This is a genomic window from Sphingomonas tagetis (assembly GCF_024211275.1).
GTDB classification, from domain to species: Bacteria; Pseudomonadota; Alphaproteobacteria; order Sphingomonadales; family Sphingomonadaceae; genus Sphingomonas; species Sphingomonas tagetis.
Genome location: NZ_JAMLDX010000015.1, coordinates 95,332 through 110,166, shown reverse-complemented (window position 1 = coordinate 110,166; position 14,835 = coordinate 95,332). Strand labels below are relative to the sequence as shown.

At 65.1% G+C, this 14,835-nt stretch carries 14 protein-coding genes and 1 pseudogene; 5 read left to right on the top strand and 10 right to left on the bottom strand.

Annotation, left to right across the window (positions count from 1 at the left end; genetic code table 11):
• Positions 1–117: 117 nt before the first annotated feature.
• Together M9978_RS17425 and M9978_RS17420 are read left to right on the top strand one after the other, a co-directional pair.
• Positions 118–396, top strand: a pseudogene (locus M9978_RS17425) (HEPN domain-containing protein); the annotation flags it as partial.
• Between the two features lie 45 nt (positions 397–441).
• On the top strand, positions 442–864 hold the full coding sequence (locus tag M9978_RS17420) for a hypothetical protein (protein WP_254295426.1): 423 nt from the start codon (positions 442–444) through the stop codon (positions 862–864).
• Here M9978_RS17420 and M9978_RS17415 read toward each other — a convergent pair.
• Genes M9978_RS17415 through M9978_RS17405 form a run of 3 tightly spaced genes read right to left on the bottom strand, consistent with a single transcriptional unit; the run spans position 861 to position 6,758 of the window.
• Entirely contained in the window at positions 861–4,604 is a 3,744-nt protein-coding gene (locus tag M9978_RS17415) for a conjugal transfer protein TraG N-terminal domain-containing protein (protein WP_254295424.1), read from the bottom strand. The two genes, M9978_RS17420 and M9978_RS17415, sit on opposite strands and share 4 nt — an antisense overlap.
• 14 nt (positions 4,605–4,618) lie before the next feature.
• Positions 4,619–6,046: a conjugal transfer protein TraH gene (locus M9978_RS17410; protein WP_254295422.1), complete on the bottom strand. Its 1,428-nt coding sequence runs from the start codon at positions 6,044–6,046 to the stop codon at positions 4,619–4,621.
• 49 nt (positions 6,047–6,095) lie between these two features.
• Positions 6,096–6,758, bottom strand: a complete 663-nt coding sequence (locus tag M9978_RS17405) for a hypothetical protein (RefSeq protein WP_367305119.1) — start codon at positions 6,756–6,758, stop codon at positions 6,096–6,098.
• Between M9978_RS17405 and M9978_RS17400 the strand changes: the two genes are divergently transcribed.
• Together M9978_RS17400 and M9978_RS17395 are read left to right on the top strand one after the other, a co-directional pair.
• On the top strand, positions 6,742–6,993 hold the full coding sequence (locus M9978_RS17400) for an AbrB/MazE/SpoVT family DNA-binding domain-containing protein (protein WP_254295420.1): 252 nt from the start codon (positions 6,742–6,744) through the stop codon (positions 6,991–6,993). The two genes, M9978_RS17405 and M9978_RS17400, sit on opposite strands and share 17 nt — an antisense overlap.
• A complete protein-coding gene (locus M9978_RS17395; RefSeq protein WP_254295418.1) occupies positions 6,990–7,388 on the top strand; it encodes a type II toxin-antitoxin system VapC family toxin in 399 nt (132 codons plus the stop codon). Before M9978_RS17400 ends, M9978_RS17395 begins: the two co-directional genes overlap by 4 nt.
• A gap of 47 nt (positions 7,389–7,435) precedes the next feature.
• On the opposite strand, the gene M9978_RS17390 is transcribed toward M9978_RS17395, so the two are convergent.
• Positions 7,436–8,290 carry a conjugal transfer protein TraF gene (locus tag M9978_RS17390; protein WP_254295416.1) on the bottom strand — a complete coding sequence of 285 codons (855 nt, stop codon included), beginning with the start codon at positions 8,288–8,290 and terminating at the stop codon, positions 7,436–7,438.
• A 238-nt stretch (positions 8,291–8,528) separates the two neighbouring features.
• On the opposite strand from M9978_RS17390, the gene M9978_RS17385 reads away from it, so the two are divergent.
• Positions 8,529–8,972: an antitoxin Xre-like helix-turn-helix domain-containing protein gene (locus M9978_RS17385; protein WP_254295414.1), complete on the top strand. Its 444-nt coding sequence runs from the start codon at positions 8,529–8,531 to the stop codon at positions 8,970–8,972.
• A 43-nt stretch (positions 8,973–9,015) separates the two neighbouring features.
• On the opposite strand, the gene M9978_RS17380 is transcribed toward M9978_RS17385, so the two are convergent.
• The 6 genes from M9978_RS17380 to M9978_RS17360 form a co-directional block, all read right to left on the bottom strand.
• Positions 9,016–10,023 carry a GSU2403 family nucleotidyltransferase fold protein gene (locus tag M9978_RS17380; protein WP_254295412.1) on the bottom strand — a complete coding sequence of 336 codons (1,008 nt, stop codon included), beginning with the start codon at positions 10,021–10,023 and terminating at the stop codon, positions 9,016–9,018.
• A 144-nt stretch (positions 10,024–10,167) separates the two neighbouring features.
• The gene (locus M9978_RS17375) at positions 10,168–10,761 is read right to left on the bottom strand and encodes a S26 family signal peptidase (protein ID WP_254295409.1); all 594 of its coding nucleotides are present in this window, start codon (positions 10,759–10,761) and stop codon (positions 10,168–10,170) included.
• Positions 10,733–11,467: a type-F conjugative transfer system pilin assembly protein TrbC gene (locus M9978_RS17370; protein ID WP_254295408.1), complete on the bottom strand. Its 735-nt coding sequence runs from the start codon at positions 11,465–11,467 to the stop codon at positions 10,733–10,735. The genes M9978_RS17375 and M9978_RS17370 overlap by 29 nt, the downstream gene beginning before the upstream one ends.
• An 88-nt stretch (positions 11,468–11,555) precedes the next feature.
• Positions 11,556–12,899 carry a conjugal transfer protein TraN gene (gene traN, locus M9978_RS17365; protein ID WP_254295405.1) on the bottom strand — a complete coding sequence of 448 codons (1,344 nt, stop codon included), beginning with the start codon at positions 12,897–12,899 and terminating at the stop codon, positions 11,556–11,558.
• The gene (locus M9978_RS23425) at positions 12,896–13,291 is read right to left on the bottom strand and encodes a hypothetical protein (protein ID WP_367305118.1); all 396 of its coding nucleotides are present in this window, start codon (positions 13,289–13,291) and stop codon (positions 12,896–12,898) included. Before M9978_RS23425 ends, traN begins: the two co-directional genes overlap by 4 nt.
• Positions 13,288–14,808 carry a hypothetical protein gene (locus tag M9978_RS17360; RefSeq protein ID WP_367305117.1) on the bottom strand — a complete coding sequence of 507 codons (1,521 nt, stop codon included), beginning with the start codon at positions 14,806–14,808 and terminating at the stop codon, positions 13,288–13,290. The genes M9978_RS23425 and M9978_RS17360 overlap by 4 nt, the downstream gene beginning before the upstream one ends.
• Between the last annotated feature and the right edge of the window lie 27 nt (positions 14,809–14,835).

Here is a 14,835-nt window from a genome sequence, read left to right as displayed (position 1 = left end):
TCCTTCGGCGATGGGTGCCTGGAAGGACGGTAAAACTATGCCGAGCCGGCTACCTCAAAACCCTGGGAAAACCGCGCGATCCTGCGTCCGCTCGGCATAGTCAGGCGCTCGGCATAAACCCCCCATGTGCACAATCTCGCGTTTTTACGTTCTCAAGCCGAGCGTCTTGATCGTCGATTGTATGGAGTTTGGCCCGTAGGCACTCGTCGAGAGCGCGCGACGTTTGAGAAGCTCAAGGATGCTTACGTAAAAGCGCGCTATTCCAAGCATTATCGGATCAGTTCGGACGAACTGGAATGGCTGACCGTCCAAATTGAGGCCTTAGGACGCGTCGTTCATACGATTTGCGGCGAGCGGATCAACGAACTTGAGACGGCTGCCAACGTCGCGGAATAGCCGCTTAGACCGCGCTCACGCGTCATTCTTGAGTGGAGATGTTGCATGAAAGCCAGCGACAGCCCCGACGCAGTCGTCAAAGCTGAAGTCGTTCACCCCGCAGCAGCCCCACTACATATCGCCGACTACCTTTGGCGACCATGGTACGCCAAAGCTTGGTGGGCTGCGATCCTGCTGTATTGGCTACCGGCAGTTACGGAGTGGGGCCTCACCATGCAAAGATTCTACATGAGCGGATTTGGTGTCATCACCAATATCCTGTTTATGCCGATCACCGCGGGCTTGGTACTCGGTTTTGGCTATCTTCGCCGGCTGCTTAAGGAAGGCAAACCCGTCAGCACATGGTTTGATCACGATGTCGGAGAATACCGCCAACCGGGCATGTCCCATCCCGGCATGGATGAAACAAATCCGCGATCTGGTCCGCAGTGGATCGGCTACTCGTTCCGGGACGAGGACCAGCGCTAATCCCTGCGCGTGCGATACTCTGGATCACCGTCGCCTCGGCTGCGGTCTAAGTCAGTTAGGTGGCGGCCACTTCCCAGTACCGAGGATTGCTCCACCGAAGTAACAGGCGATGAGAAGTCCCACGTTCCGCGCGCGGAGGCGCCGTCTTTGAGATACCGATTGCGCAGCCCGTCCCCCCCGAGGATTTGATTTGATAGCTCGCGCGAGAATGTTGACGCGGGGTCATTCGACTTTGCGGCAGCAGCCTCAGCCGATGCGATTGCGCTCCGCACGTCGTAGTTTGCAATGTCGAGCGAGGACCGCGCGGACGACCCGATAATCCCGCTGTCGCGGCTCTCAAACCCCAGTTGGCCGCCCACTCGTCCGAGGGCACCGCGCTTTTGCTGAGGAGCGGAGCCACGGCCCCGTCCCGTATCATTGTCGTCTTCTCCTGCTGATGCACTTGCACCGACGTTGAGACCGAAATTGCTTGTCATGGTTGTCTGTTTATCGGCGCTACGGCTCAGTGACCGTTGCCAGCCCGTCTGGGCCATGATGGCGCTGACGTCGCGCTGCAGGGTATCGGCGATCTGAGGGGTAAGCCGCCATTCGCCCTTGCGGTCCATCTCAAACCCGCCCTTGAGCCAGTTGGCCATGGCCTGTTGGCCAGCTTCGCCACCACCCATGAAATGCTCGATCGTGTCCGGGCCGGCCTGCTTGCCGGCTTCGAACCGGGTGCTGGTGTCGTTGCGCGCGGATTGCTGGAACGCGCTGCTGCTGGAAACAAGCATGTCGTTGGCGGCGAAGCTGAAACGCGCCTGGCCGCCTTGGGCGATAGCGCCGAGCTGGGCGTCGTTGATGAGCCCGGCCTGGTGAAGTTGCTGCGCGACCTGAGGCGACACGTTGAGGGCGAGGTCGCCATTCTGGGCGAGCGCGAGGTCGCGTTTCGACATGCTGATGCCGTTGGCGCGAAGCAGCCCCTGCATGCGGCTGAGGCGTTCATTTTCGACGATGCGGGTCGTGCGCTCGTTGCGGGCACGGTCGGCGATGCCGGCGGCACCGCCACTTGCCATATCGACCTGATTGCCGGCGGTCTGGCTGAGCGTCTTGATGAAGCTGTCGAGCCGGGCGGCTTCGCGGGTTGAGACGCCCGCTGCCGCTGCGCCCTCCGCGAACCCGAAATTGTCGGCCTGGCGGCGCTGCTCGCCGATACGGGCGGCTGCGCGGGTGCCGCTCGTGCCGACCTCGCGCTGGGCGTCGAGCTTGCCCGAGCGTTCGGCGAAGTCGTAGCCGGCGGCCTCGCGAGTGCGAGCGTAAACGCTGGTGCCTTCGCGCGCCGCCTCGGCGGTGGCGCCGTCGGCGGTTCCGAGGCTGGTCGAAGCGTTGTAGGTCTCGATCGCTTTGAGAACCTGCGCCTCGTTGCGCCCGGTGGCGTGGCTGAGTTGCGAGATCGCCGAGGATCTGGCTTCCCCCGAGAGCGCGTTGATGAACCCGATGCGGCGCGACATCTCCTGCGGCGCGATGCCGAGCATCGCCGCCGCGTCGCGCTGGCCTTGGTTGGTTCCGGTGCGGGTCGCCTGTTCGATCGCGACATTGCTGCGTTCGATCCGAGCGACCTGGTCGCCGGCGAAGTCGCGGCGGCCCTGCATTGCGCCAGCGGTGACCTGCGCGCCGGTCAGATCATTACGCAGCATCTGCTCCTGGTCATAGCTGTTGGCGATGAGCTTGGCGAAGGTCGGGTCGCTCCGCGCTTCGCCGATCACGCCGCTGGCCTTTAGTGATGCGTCCTTCGCGCTGTAGCCCTGCCGCTCGAAATGCCGCTGCGCGCCTTGCAGCATCATGTCATAGGCACGCTGATCGCCGAACGCGCGCCATTGAACGAGGTTCTGGCTGAATGCCGCGAAGGCGCGCTCACCGGACTGGCCTGCGCCGAAATAACTCGTGCCGAGTTTGCGGAGCGCGTCCTTTTCGGCGAACTGATGGATCGCGGTAGTCGCGGCATTTGCCTGCACGTCGCGAGCGACCTGCGGATCGGCGAGATCCTTGGCCTTGAGCGCGGGGGCGAGGGCGCCCATCTGGCGCGCACCCTCGATCCCGCCGAGCGCGAACGCGGTGCCGCCCGCCGTCCCTGGGCGCTCGCCGATAATATGACCGGCCTCGCCGAAGCTGCGGTTGGCGTTGAAGCTGCTGCGTTCGCCGAAATCGCCGAAGCTCGATGCGGCGCTTGCGCGGCTGCGCGTGCCGAGCGCGGACGCCTGCGCCTCCAGCGCCGAGGCATAGCCCTCGCTGGTGGTGACCGGCGCGGCGGCGGCGCTGGCCTGGCTGGTGACGCCGAGCGCGCTGCCGGTGAACGAGCTGAACACATTGCCGCTGAACCGGAAGACGGTGAATACGAACGCGCCGGCGATGCCGGCCGCCGCCGTACGGAAACTGCCGAACACGGCGAGCGCCTTGGTCGCCGCGGAAGGCGCGAGCAGCCAGCTGTTAGCACCGAGCGCGCTCGCCTGCAGCTCGGCCATCACCGCCGACGCGCGCCCCAGGGTGAGTTGATAGATGCCGGCATCAATGACCCCCCAGAGCGCGACGAACACGAACAGCCCGAGCGCGAAGCTTGCCACCCGCAGGTTGATTGGGGTCAGGATGAACAGGAGCGCGACGGGTACCATGAACAGCATGATGCCGAACACCGTCGCGCGGATGGTCGGCATCCATTCATTGGCGACCGACATGGTGGTGAGCCCACTGGTCACCACCGCGCGGTTGGCCATGACCCGGGCGGCACTGGCTGGGCTGTCTTCGAACAATACGTCGCCCACCGTTTGGCCGAGCATGACATGGGTCATCAGGCTTTGCTGGGTGAGCGGGCGGCTGAGCATCGTCGTGCCGAGTGCGCCCAGCTGCTCGCGGCAGCGCGCGAGTTGTGCGGCGTCATCGATGCGGTAGCCGCTGCGTCGGCAGACCTGACGGGTGTAATCCTCGAACAGGTTCGGATCGTTGAGACGCGCCGCGATATGGGTCCAGGCCTCCTCGCAACTGACTGTGGTGCCGCCTTTGTCGGTGGCGGTGTAGACGGTCGAGAAGGTCGCGGGGCCGGCCATGGCGGCGAAGGCCGCGGGCAGGTCGGTTGCGGTTCGGAACAGCTTGTCGTCATCGACGCCGTAGGCGGCCGAGACGCGCGCGACCGGATAGCATTGCCGGACATAGTCCTTGATCGTCGCGTCGAGGAACGTGTCGGTCATTGGGCCGCGCGGGCTGGTCGCGTTGAGAAACAGGTCGAACGCCTGGCCGCCACCGCCGAAGCTGTATTTGGTGGTGGGATCGGGTGTGTTGTCGTCGATCGTCTCGACCATCGCGCGCTCGATCATGTTCGTCGTTCCCGCGATCACGACGAGCAGCACGGGCACGCCGCCGACCGCCTGATGGGCGTTCTTTACCCGGTCGTAGACATGCACCGTGCCGGTGTTGGCGACGAGGCCGACGAACAGCCCGACCCCGACCAGGATCTGGAAGCCGAACGCGATGAGGCCGATGCCGGACCCGCGCGCGCTGGCGAGCAGCGCGCCCAGCGCGATGCCGACCGTTGCCATGATCAGCACCAGCGTCTCGTAGCGAGGATCGGCGAAGATCAGCGAGACGGTGCGGAACGCGTCCACCGTCTCCTGGAACCCGTTATAGGTGTGGAAGCTCGTGTCGAACGCCGCCGCCGGCGTTGCGATCAGCACGGTGGGCGCGGCGGCGAGCAGGCTGCGGTAGTGGCGCATCGGACAGGCGCCGCTCACTGGTTGCGCGCGGCGGCGGTGCCGGCGGCATCGCGTGCATCGCGGTCGCGCTCGCGCAGCAGCCCGGCATAGCTGGTCGAGAGGTTAGCGGTGCCGAGCGCCGCCATATAGGACTGGCGCATCTGCGCGCGCTGGCGCTGCACTTCATCGCGCAGGTCGCGCAGCTGCTCGATCCCCTTGGCGAGGATGCGGGTCTGGCAGACATTCTTGCTGGCTCCATCGGTCACCCCGGCCGCGCTCACGCCGCGTTCGGCATTTCCGACCGCAAAGTCGATGGTGCGGGTAAGGTCGTTGAGCATCTGATAGGCGAGGCTCAACGCCACCAGTTCGTCGGTATCGCCGATGACCGAGTCTACGACGCCTTGCCGCACGCCCCATTCCAGAAGGCGATAAACGGGCAGGGTGCGGACATTGGCGACGAACTGGCGTTCCTCGGCGCTGAGCGCGGCACGGGTGCGGATTTTGGTCGCAATCGTCTGCATCCTTTCGCGCGCCAGCACCAACGCGCCGCGCCCGCCGCCATCCTGCGCGCAATCGGCCCCGGTCGGCGGCAGGCTGAGGCCGCGGCGCTGGACGCGACCGGTCAGGAAGTCCTGGGGACTCTCGGTGTCCTGCGCGGCGCAGGTGGGGATCGCCGAGAAGAGCGGGACCTTGTCGGTGGCGTTCCAGCGCATGTATACGTCGCCGACGCGGGCGCGCATCACCGAGGCCCAGTTGCTCGCGCCGACGCGCGCGGCGGCATTGGCGAGCAGGGAGCCGGTGCGGAAGATCTCGGTGACCTCGGGCGGACAGTTCTCGAGTGCTTCCTTCAGATCCTCGGTCGGATTGTTGTTGTTCGCCTCGATCCTCTCGCGCGACTGCTGGTAGCTCTTGGCAAACCCCTGCTTGACCGAGCGATAACCGGTCATCTCCTCGATGATGCCCGACATATTGTCGTCGCCCTTGGCGATCTGAACCATGCGGTTGGCGCGGCGGCAGTCATTGACTTGGATCGAATTGAGGAAGTTGGTCGCCGCTTCCATCTTCGAGATGATGTTGCCCATCTTCTCGTCGAGCGTCTCGAGCAGATACTGGAACGCGACCGCGGGGGCAGCCTGGAGGATGCTCTCGAGCTTCTGCACGAGATAGTCGGGGTCGAGGAACGACATGCCGCCCAGAAACATGTCGATGCCGCCGCAGCCCGCGCGCACCTTTGGCAGGGTCACGGACATGAGATAGTCGTTATGGACATCGACCCGGCCCGAGATGCCGCCCGCGGTCACATAGCCGCGCGTCTGGTCCTCGAAGCTGCCGGCGCTCGAATAGGTGACATTGTCGAACCAGCTCTCGGCCCAGCTCTGCGCGCTTGCGGGCGAAGCCGTCAGCAGCGTCGTTGCGGCAATGCCCAATGCGAGCGACAGGCGAAGGCGAGCAAGACGGCGCATGGCGGCAGACTTTCCTGATCGAGGGGAGGGGAGGCTGAGCCCGCCATGCTCAGCGCTTCTTGGCAGCAGGCGCCGGCGATCTGACGATGCCCGTGAACTTCGACATGGCGCGGACCGCGACCGCCGGACGCACGCCGGTCAGCATCTTCGCCGACAGATAGAGGTTGCGCACGAGATTCGGCGCGTGATCGGTGCCGATCGCGATGGGGATCATTCGTGCCGGATCGCTGTGCGGCCGCACCCACGCGACCGGATGGCCCACCCATGGCAGACCGAGCCGACCCGAGCGCAGCAATGCTTCCTGTCCGGAGAGCGTACGAACCTGCCAGCCATAGCGCGCCCGCAGCTCATTGAGCCGTGTCCAGAGGTCGGCGCAGGGCAGGCAGCCAGGCGCGGTCGTCATCTCGATCACATAGAGCGAGGATTGAGCGCGCAGGGTCGTCGGTAGGTCGGGCGGAAATTCGCGGGTCACGGGAACTCGGGCGAGCCAGCGACGCATTGAACCCACATCTGTCACCGGATGAATGGCGGCGGCCTGAGCTCGCTCGCGAGTCACTCTTTGCGCTGCTGCAGACGCCGGGATGAGGTTTGCTGCGAACAAACCGAGCAGCGAACCCTGAACGATCCTCTGGCGAATCGACTGCTTGAAAGTAAGGAAAAATTCTCTTACTTTTGCGGTAAAGTGAGGTGCGGCGATGAACGCGATTACCATCAGTGCCAAAGGCCAGGTGACGCTCAGGAAGGAGCTTCTCCAGCATCTGGGCGTCAGGCCGGGTGATAAGATCAGCCTGGACCGCCTTCCGAATGGCGAACTGCGAGTTCGGGCCGTGCGGCCATTGGGAAAGATTGATGGCTTTTTCGGGTCTCTGAAGCGGGAAGGCCAGCGCTCGATCTCGATCGAAGAGATGAACGAAGTGATCGCCAAGGGTTGGGCCGGCGAACTGTGAAAATCGTCGCCGATACCAATGTGCTGGTTCGGGCCGCGACGCAGGATGACCCCGTCCAAGGTCCGTTGGCTCGAAAGCTCATGTCCGGCGCGGAACTGGTCGCCGTCACCTTGCCAGCGCTGTGCGAATTCTGCTGGGTGCTTGGCCGTCTTTATCGATACGAGCCACAGCAGATCGCTGCTTCGCTTCGATTTTTGCTCGATGCTGCCAATGTTGAGATGGATCGAAACGCGGTCGAAGCTGGCCTCGCCGTCTTCGAAGCGGGTGGCGATTTCGCTGACGGCGTGATCGCACATGATGGTCGTTGGCTCGGTGGCGAGACCTTCGTCAGTTTCGACAAAAAGGCCGTGCGGCTTCTCACCGAGCGCGGCGAGCAGGCGCGCATATTGGCGTGATTTGAACGGCGCAGACCGGGGTCTGCGGCCGAATTGCCCGCGGCCTGTCATCGCTCAGGCTCTGGGGCAGGCGGAACCAGGTCGCCGCCGAGCGCGCGCGGATCCGTCGCCGAAACCGGGCCATTTGCGAGCGCATCGAAAAAGCCGTCTTCCTCGCCTGGCCCAGTCATGAACTGTTCGGGTCGAATGTCGCCGCTGAGCAGTCTGGTGGCCTGATACGCCATCTGCGCGAGATTGGGGTAGGTTTCGACGCCGCTCGCGACCACCATCCGTTGCGCGCTACCGCGGCGGATCAGCATCGTGGTCGGCGTGATCTCGACGCCATAGCGCGCGGCGAGATCCGGGCGGCGATCCAGGTCCATCAGAGTGACCTGCCAGCTCATCTCCTCTTGGAAACGCTGTACGATCGGCCACTGCACCCGGCAATAGCCGCAGGTCGAGCGCGAGAACATGACCAGCGCGAACTCGTTTGCCTTGGCGCGCAGATAGCCGCGGCGGATCGCGTCCTTCTGCGCGGTGAGATCGGCGCGGGCGTGGCCGACCATTGGATTGGCCGACTTCGAATTGAGCTCGGGATGCTGCAGCATGGCGAGCTGCGTCACGCCGGCGAATGCCCGCGCCTTTCGCCGGGCGAAGTCCTGCAGGCGCCAGAAATCCGCGACCGCTTCGACCGTCAGCACGGTCGCGGCGTAATCGCGCTGCTGCTCGATCAGCTTGCGGATGCGCGGCGGCGTCCAGGTCGCGAGCTGGGCCATCGGCGGGATCGCTGGCTTGACGAGTTCGTCCGCCGCTTCGGCCGGCTGGGGCGGGGGAGGCGCCTCGTACCACCAATAGCCTTGCTTGGGCTTCGCACTGCCTGAGCCTTCTGGCGTTTGCGCCAATGCGAGGTTGGATGAGAACATCCACGCGAATGCGGCGACTCCAGCGAGCAGACGCCTGACCGTTCGATTGTCCAGACGTCTCCGCAGGCCTGCCTGCTTTCTGCGTCGAGCGGCGAGGAGATGGAAGACGGACACGAGCCAACTGTCCGGCCGATCACGTGCTCGGGCAATGCTGAGGGCATTAACGTGCCGCAAGGGGGCATGACGTACCGTTTGAAGTCAGGTGGCGTCTGTCCGATCGCGCCCGATTCTTGTACTCATGCTCCACCGTGAGAGCTGGAGAACGGTCTTCCCCGAAGCACGTCAAATTGAAGCGGTGCCGCCAGCGTCTGACGCCGATCTCGTCACACCCGACGAGGCCGCTGCCATGTTCCGTGCTGTGCTCAATCTGTTCGAGAAGTGGGATCTAACCGATCCCCAGGCGGCCGCCTTGTTGGGCATGCCGGTAAACCGGTATCGCCGATGGAGGGCCCAAGGTGGCGGGCGCCACTCCAGCGACGGATGCGCGCGGCTGTCCAACTTGATAAGTATCCATCGGGCGCTTCGGGTGATCTTTCCCGAGTCGCGATGCAGATATCATTGGATCAGGGCCGCGAATGAAGTCTTTGGCGGCGCGAGCGCACTGGAGGTCATGCTGGGCGGAGAACTCACCGGCATCATGCGCGTGCGACGCTATCTCGATGCCGAAATGTGTTTCCTATGAGTAGACGCCGATCGATGACGGATTTCGTGCGATATGCCGGCAATCACCAGGCCGAGGGCGTGCGCGACTGCCGCTGTTCTGCCCAGCGAACGAAGTAGGGCGCCAGCTCGCCGGGAAGCGACCGCTCGAAATCGTCGTTCAACGGATAGAGTGGCATCGCCTCGGCCACCGCATTGAGCAGCAGCATCCCCTGCTTGGCATCCTTGCCCCGCTTCAGGGCGTTGCGCTTGGGCTGATCGGCCATCCAGAGCTTCTGGAGCGCAAACCACCGCGGATCTGGCGCGACGATCCGGGCCGGACTTCCGTCGCGGCAGATGACGACATGATCGACCGGGCACCCCTCGAGCAGCCATTCCTGCTCTGGCAGCGGGACCGGTTTGGGCCGGTCGGTGCGGGACATCGTCGCGACTCGCGAGGGCGCGACGAGGATCTCGACTTCATAGGCTTTGGCGTTGCGCGCCTGGAAGGTGCGCTCGGTGTTGACGGTAAATGTCCGGTCGACTGCCTTGAGCATTTGCCACAGGACTTGCTCGCCATCGCTGGCTTCCGTTTCGGCCCAGGCGAGATCGAAATCGGCGGTCTCGTCTGGAAGCTCCCGGATCAGGCCGCCAGCCTCGATCGAATAGGCGGGAACCGCGTTCGTTCCGACCACAAGCAACGCGCCATCGAGAAGACCGCGGCGGTCGGCCTCGCGCAGGATCGGACCTGCCTCGTTCGCGACCATTGGCAACTGCAATGCTCGGCCGAGGCGTCCTGTTTCTTCGAGGGGCGTTCGGCTGCCATCCCTGCGGGTCTTGGCATCGCTTTTTTGCGCGCGATAAGCTTCGAGTCGCACCGCATGCTCGTCGGACCACGCGCCCAGGCTCTTGCCGTTCCCGCTGCGATCCTTGATTTCATAGAGATACGAGCGGCCGCCAACTTCCTTGCGACGCAGGTCATAGGGCAGACCGGCCAAGGTGCGCTCTGCCTCCATCCAGACCTCGTAGCGCTGGCGTAGATTCACCAGTGCGCGAGCCTGTTCTTCGGAGAAGGGCTTGACCACGCTCGCCATTTATTATCCCACAATCTCTATGTTTTATTATATGTGGGATAACCTCAAGATTGCAACATATTTGCGCCTAGCTCGGCCTAGAAAAATCAATTATCCCACAGAATGTAATATCACAAAAATGTGGGATAGATCCTTGAGGCCGTGTCAGAACAGCCGCTCCATCCGCCGGAGCCGCTCGATTCGCACCAGCCCGAAATAGCGGCTGTCGAACCCATGTGGATGGTGCGAGCCGACATAGACAAAGTCGGGAGGGATGACGCCGCCGATGTTGGCCGGGCTCAGCTTCATGCCGCCGCGGCCCATGGCGAGGCTCGTGCCCAGCGAAGCGTCGCTGCAGAAGAATGCGGCGGTAACGTGCTTCGCTTGATCGGGTGGGCGCAGGGCGACCCGGACCTGCTCGCCGGGCATGCACAGCGCATATTTGGTCACGCTCACTGGCTTGGGTCCGGCGACCGGATGGGAGAGGGTGAACTGAACCAGATCGCCCTTGCGGATCGGTCCGGGCGCCGACCGAACCGCCCAGGCTTCGATCGACGGGCTCATCACGAGCGTGACCCGCGGCATCGCCCAAGAAGCGGCAAGCCCGGCCGAGGAGGCGAGCGCGATAGCCCAGAGCAGCCGTCTGGAACTGGCGTCGTTTCCGGGATTGAGCGCCTGTGCGGCCCGGCGCGGGAGGCGGCCAAGCTCGCGCAGCAGCCGGGTAGCCAGCTCAAGGAGCAGACAGACGAGCCTGAACATCCTTGACCTCCATGGCGCCTCCGAGGCGCCGATATTCGTCAATGAGACCGGACAGCGCGGCGTCGCCATAGACCAGGTGGCTGGCGCGCGGACTCTCATCCTCGCGTTCGCAATAGGGCTGGGTGGGATCGCCGGGGATCATCGCCAGCGCGGGCACGCGCGCGACACCATGCTGCCGGAACACGAGCGGATCGACGATGATCTGGACGTCACGCATGACGCACGACGGACCCTCGCAACCCGGATCGAGCCGCAGGATCTGTGCGGTGAGTTCGGCCATCGGGCCGATCCGGGTGAGCCCACCAGGCACACCGCGAAACGCCATCACGCCACGAACCCGCGCGAGTTGCTCGGCATAGGTGCGCAGCACCGGCACCGGCATCGAGGAGGATATGAACAGCACTGGCACCCAGCCCGTTGGGGTCGGGGCTACGTTTTTGGCGATGTCCGTGACCTCGCCGGGCTCGAGCCCGAGCGATTGCCGAAGGCGCTTCGCCATCGCCTCGCGCCGGGCCGCGAGCTGCGCTTCGCCGGCGGCGGCAGCGGCTCGGGCGCGTCGATCAAGCTCCGGCGAACTGTGCTGCTTGCGCAGCGCTTCAAACGCGCGCCGGCGAAGTTGCGGGGCTGGCTCGCCGGGCAGACGCGGGATGGCTGCATCACGCTCGGCTGGCTTGGCCCGCGCCATTGCGTCCTTCAGCCGCTTCATGGCAGGCTCGCCTTGGCGCTCAATCCCCTCCTTGGCGCTGTCCTGAGCCAGCGCCGAAGTGGCGAGAATCGCGAGCGCCGCGGCGAGACTATTCGCCGACCGCGTTGAGATACGCATCGATCTTGTCCTTCATATCGATCTGGATTTGCGACGCCGCGCGGCTTTCGATGTCCGCATAATATTCGCTCAGATCCATCTTTGCGAAATCGAGCGCCTGAAACTCCTCGGGCGTGAAGCCGCGGCACCTCGGCTTGCGTGGCGTGCCCCAGCCGACGCCGTTGAACGATTTGAGCTGCGGGCGACCCTGTTCCTGGATGATGCGGCCGAGCTTGGTGTTGAAGCAGCAATGGCCCTTGGCCTTTTGCAGGCAGATCCCGAGGAAACTCGCCGTGCAGTAGCTGCCGACCTCGTGGCACATGCCCGACCCGCGCAGCATCGCGGTTTCCATATCCTGCTGGTCGCAGCCCGAGAACAGCAGCTCGACCATGAAGTTGATGGCGAGGCTGATCGCGATCGAGGTGGGATCGAAACCGAGGATCAGCGCATTGGCGCCCGCGCTCGCCGCCTGGTTCGCCGTGGCGCCTGCCTTGAACGCGGCAAATGCCGCGCTCATGCCGTTGAACACGCCCTTCACCACCGCGATCTTGGTGCCGATCGACGTAATCGATGAACCCATCCCATCCTTGATGATCCTGCCCTTGTCCTTGCAGCAATTCTTGAAGGTCACGCCGAGCCCCGGCGGCCGGCAGCGCATGCCGCGGCCGCTGAAGATCTCGATCCGGCCAAGGCAATTGCCCTCGGCATCGACACCGCCATCGGCCGGGGTGCCGGCATCGTCGATCGGTGGCACTTGCTCGACCGGATTGGCCGCGGGATCGGCGCAGAGATTGGGCGAGCAGCTCGGCGCGCCGCCGCCGAGCGGGACCGCGCAACCATGCTGGTCGCCTAGCGGGCAGCTAAACTGCCCGTCCGGTTGAGCCTCGCAGGCCATTTGCTGCAACGGACAGAGCCAGCCAGGCGCGCTGGCGGTCGGCATACAGGCCGCGACCTCGCCGCTGTCGGCGGCATCGCCATTGCCGTTGAGATCGGCGGCGCACAGCTGCGCCGGGGCCGGATCGAACGGCGTGCCGGCGGGCGGCGGCGGTGGCGGCTCGCTGGGCGGCGGCACCGGTTCTTCGGGGAGCGGGGGTGCCGGTGGCAAACCCGGATCGGGCGGCTGCATCGGCGGTTCGACCTGGCCGGGTAGCGGCACCGGCTCGGTCGGCCCAGTTTCGTCTGGCAGCTGCGGGAGGACTTGCGCGGTCCCGGGCGCGGACGACACTAGTTCACCAAAGGCTCGGGCCGACGCCGTCTGCGTGACGATCAGGAAGGTCAGCAAGGCGGCCAGCAGCAGCGCCACCTTTGACGGCGGGAACCAGCTGCGCTCGCTCATTGCGGTGCCGCCGTGCAGGTGAGGTCGGCGCCGGCAAGGCGGACGGTCTGCATCATCACGACCGCCTCCGGGAAATCGTCGAGGCAGCCGCACGCCGAGACCAGCTCCTCGCCGGGGCCGAGCGGACAGACATTGGCGGTGCCGCAGCTATGGTAGAAGGTGTCGAACGAGGCTGGATCATTTTGCTGGGTTCCGATCACGCCCTGCAGGGCGGTTTGGGTGTTGATCTTGGGCGCGCGCGTCTTGCAGATCGGCTCGCACGCCGGCACCGAGCCGCGGTCGGGCAGCGAGAAGGGTCTGGTGGTTTCGGCCGTGCCGCCGGCGGCGGTGCGCGTGCGGTCCGCGAGCAGCGTCTCGGTCGAGCGGCCGAGGATATAAGCCCCGCGGCTCAAGTCCGGTGTGCGGGAACCGCGCTGCTGTCGATCTCGCAGCGATAAATGCGGTCGCGCTGGAAGAAGTCCCGTTGCAGTGTCACCGCGCAGGCCGAGGCGCCGAACTGACGGACTTGTGGCAGCGGGCGCAGGCCCGTGTTGATGCCGTTGCGGAAGGTCTGGACGCCATCGACGAACTCGTCCGAGATGCGGCACTTGGTGTCGCGGTCGAGGATGCCGCACTGGTCGACGATCTGCTCGCGCGTGCGGCAGCTGTCATCGATCTCGATTCCGACCCGGGCGCGCGCCTCACCGCCATCGGCGACCGCGACGCGCAGCCAGATTTCATGATCGCCTTTGGTCAGCCAGGGCTTGAGGTCGAGATTGGGGCTGGCATGAAACGCGCCAGAGCGCTCGCACTTGCCGGGCGGCAGGCCTTGCGAACTCCATGGCGCCGGGCCGGAGGCGACCAGCGTGCCATCGACACGGATCTGCGCCCAGTCATCGGCATAATAGTCGAGTAGGCGCGCGCCAGTGATGCGATCGGGGTCCTCGACCCGGAGCGTCATGCGGAAGTCGATCAGGCTGCAATTGCCACCACGCAGCGAATTGTCCCCGGGCGAGCCCATCAGATATTCGATGGTGTTGCCGGTGCGCGTGGTCGCGTAGCCGCCCAACACGCGCTGCACGATGGCGTCGAGGTCAGCGCCTTCGACCGTGACCTGGCGCTCGATCGTGCAATGGCGCACCTGCTGCGCCTTGCCGAGTCCAGCGGGTGAGCCTGAAAGGGTCTGGAACAGGCCGCTGTTGGCGGCCGCAGCCGCGGCGTCTGCCGCGATGATTTGGGGGTTCGCGCGATAGCTGCTTTGCGGCAGCGCGGGGCTGGCGGTGCAGGCGGTGGTCTGCGCGCCGGTATAGCGGATGACCGGCCCCTCGATGACCGCCTGCGCCACGCCGAGCCGGGGATCGGCTGTGGTGAGCGCACCGATCATCCCGCCGCCAAGATCGCGCAGCACGCCAGCGAGGTTGCCCCAGGCGAGGTTCGTTCCGCAGCTGTTGTTGATGCAATAGCAGCCGGCAAGCTCGGTCAGCGGCGCCGCGCTGAGCTTGAGGTTGCGGTCCGCATCTACGTCCCAGCGGAACGGCTTGCATTGCGTCCAGGTGCCGGGATCGCAAGCGATCACGCCATTGGCGCACAGGCCCGACACGGGAACCGGCAGCGTCGAGCGGCTGTCGACCGCGCCGTCGAGATCGGTGTCGCGCGCGATCTGGACGTGCATCAAATCGCCGGTCGCGCCAGGCTGCGCGATGATCTCGAGCAAGGTCGCGGTCTTCTGACAGGCGAGGCTGGAGTTGAAGTTGCGCTTGCCATCGATCGTCGCGATCGGCTGTCCGGCGAGACCCGGCGTCACATAGTTGCGCTGGATCGCCTCGCTGTCGCTTGACCGGGCGCGCGACGCCGCGGCGGCTGCCTGCGCGCGATCCTCAACGCTCTGCGTCTCGGGTTGTTGCTGCGCCTGAGCTTGTGCGTGAAGCACAATAAAGACCAGCGCGGCCGCAACGGG

What these genes read in the sequence shown, in the direction of transcription:
- M9978_RS17420 (WP_254295426.1), top strand. Translation starts at nt 442, where the DNA reads ATGAAAGCCAGCGACAGCCCCGACGCAGTCGTCAAAGCTGAAGTCGTT.
- M9978_RS17415 (WP_254295424.1), bottom strand. Translation starts at nt 4,604, where the DNA reads ATGCGCCACTACCGCAGCCTGCTCGCCGCCGCGCCCACCGTGCTGATC.
- M9978_RS17410 (WP_254295422.1), bottom strand. Translation starts at nt 6,046, where the DNA reads ATGCGCCGTCTTGCTCGCCTTCGCCTGTCGCTCGCATTGGGCATTGCC.
- M9978_RS17400 (WP_254295420.1), top strand. Translation starts at nt 6,742, where the DNA reads ATGAACGCGATTACCATCAGTGCCAAAGGCCAGGTGACGCTCAGGAAG.
- M9978_RS17405 (WP_367305119.1), bottom strand. Translation starts at nt 6,758, where the DNA reads ATGGTAATCGCGTTCATCGCCGCACCTCACTTTACCGCAAAAGTAAGA.
- M9978_RS17390 (WP_254295416.1), bottom strand. Translation starts at nt 8,290, where the DNA reads ATGTTCTCATCCAACCTCGCATTGGCGCAAACGCCAGAAGGCTCAGGC.
- M9978_RS17385 (WP_254295414.1), top strand. Translation starts at nt 8,529, where the DNA reads ATGCTCCACCGTGAGAGCTGGAGAACGGTCTTCCCCGAAGCACGTCAA.
- M9978_RS17380 (WP_254295412.1), bottom strand. Translation starts at nt 10,023, where the DNA reads ATGGCGAGCGTGGTCAAGCCCTTCTCCGAAGAACAGGCTCGCGCACTG.
- M9978_RS17375 (WP_254295409.1), bottom strand. Translation starts at nt 10,761, where the DNA reads ATGTTCAGGCTCGTCTGTCTGCTCCTTGAGCTGGCTACCCGGCTGCTG.
- M9978_RS17370 (WP_254295408.1), bottom strand. Translation starts at nt 11,467, where the DNA reads ATGAAGCGGCTGAAGGACGCAATGGCGCGGGCCAAGCCAGCCGAGCGT.
- traN (WP_254295405.1), bottom strand. Translation starts at nt 12,899, where the DNA reads ATGAGCGAGCGCAGCTGGTTCCCGCCGTCAAAGGTGGCGCTGCTGCTG.